Origin of the sequence: Vibrio sp. 10N.286.46.A8 (assembly GCF_041470165.1) — a bacterium.
Taxonomy (GTDB): Bacteria; Pseudomonadota; Gammaproteobacteria; order Enterobacterales; family Vibrionaceae; genus Vibrio; species Vibrio tasmaniensis_A.
In genome coordinates this window covers 1-1,426 of sequence record NZ_JBFRLX010000347.1, presented here as the reverse complement: position 1 = coordinate 1,426, position 1,426 = coordinate 1, and the positions used below count along the sequence as shown (strand labels likewise).

Annotated in this window: 3 protein-coding genes; all 3 read left to right on the top strand. The window is 44.8% G+C overall.

Annotation, left to right across the window (positions count from 1 at the left end):
- Positions 1-707: HAD family hydrolase (locus AB4232_RS22320; RefSeq protein WP_372088040.1), on the top strand; the 707-nt coding region annotated here is incomplete at its 5' end.
- 42 nt (positions 708-749) lie between these two features.
- Positions 750-1,133, top strand: a complete 384-nt coding sequence (locus AB4232_RS22315) for a nuclear transport factor 2 family protein (RefSeq protein ID WP_372088039.1) — start codon at positions 750-752, stop codon at positions 1,131-1,133.
- 70 nt (positions 1,134-1,203) lie between these two features.
- On the top strand, positions 1,204-1,426 hold a 223-nt coding region (locus AB4232_RS22310; protein ID WP_372088038.1), incomplete at its 3' end, for an SDR family NAD(P)-dependent oxidoreductase.

Here is a 1,426-nt window from a genome sequence, read left to right as displayed (position 1 = left end):
ATGCCATCCTGTGGGATTACGATGGAACCTTAGTCAATTCCGTTCCAAAGAATATCGCAATCACAAAAGACATTATCTCTTTAGTCGCGCCACACTTGTCAGGTGACAACTTACCTAAATATTTACTCAGCGAAGCGCTTTATCATGAAGCCAACCACGGGGCTAAAAACTGGCAAGCCTTGTATGTCGACTATTATGGGATGTCTCATGATGAAATGTTGATCGCTGGTGGTATGTGGGCAGAGCATCAAGAGCAAAATCAAACTCCCGTAGCCTTGTTTGAGGGAATGGAAACCGTGATCAGTCAGTTCGCGCACCTTCCTCATGGGGTTTGCTCGCAAAACTCTCAATTGAATATTCGAACTGTACTCGATAGCTACGGTATCGGTGAGGTGTTTAAGTCAGTTGTTGGCTATGACGATGTATCGAATGGTAATCAAAAACCGCATCCGTTTGGCGGCATGAAGTGTGTTGAGAACATATTTGGTGAAGCTCAATCTAAAGAACTGTGTTTGATGTATATCGGTGACCATGAGGCGGATACACAGTTTGCTCGCAATATTGAAGTAGCACTGGGTAAGAACGCAAAAGTGATCGCGGTAGCTGCGGGTTATAGCCGTTCTGAACCTGAAAATTGGCAAACGAAGCCCGATTACATTGCTCACAGTGTCGATGACCTTTCAATGATCATTGGCAAATACGTTTAATCAGCAACGCTTAGTCGAAAGTAGTTAATTTAAGGAAGAATAATGAAACCAAAAGACGTGGTATTAGGATTTTGGGATGCAATGCGCAGTAATGATTTTGCAAAGGCGAGTGAATGGCTAGCCACAGATTTTGAAGGCTATTGGCCGCAGTCGTCTGAATTGACGGTAGGGCGGGACAACTTCACAGCAATCAATGCTGAATACCCAGACAATGGTGTTTGGGAGTTCACGCTCAATTCAATTGTCTGTGAAGGTGATACGGTAGTAACGGACGTTTCGGTTACAGACAGTGTATTGAAAGACCGAGTGATCACCTTTCACACGGTTGCTGATGGCTTAATTCAAAAGCAAACTGAGTTTTGGCCAGACCCATTCGAAGCGCCGGCTTGGCGATCGCAGTGGATTCAGGTTGTATCGAACAATTAGTTTGTGTCGATACGATCAGTTTGTAACGAAAAACCAGGTTATAACAAACAAGTGGCATTAGGAGGTTTCATTGAACAAGGTAGTGATTGTAACAGGCGGGAGCCGAGGCATTGGCGCGGCGACATCTAAATTGTTGGCCAGTAAAGGCTATGCTGTATGTGTTAACTTCATACACAATGAGTCTCGAGCTGAAGATCTAGTGAACGAGATTCGTGAACAAGGCGGAACCGCCATAAGCGTGCGTGCGGATGTGTCTGTTGAATCGGACGTGAAATCCTTATTCGAGATTGCTC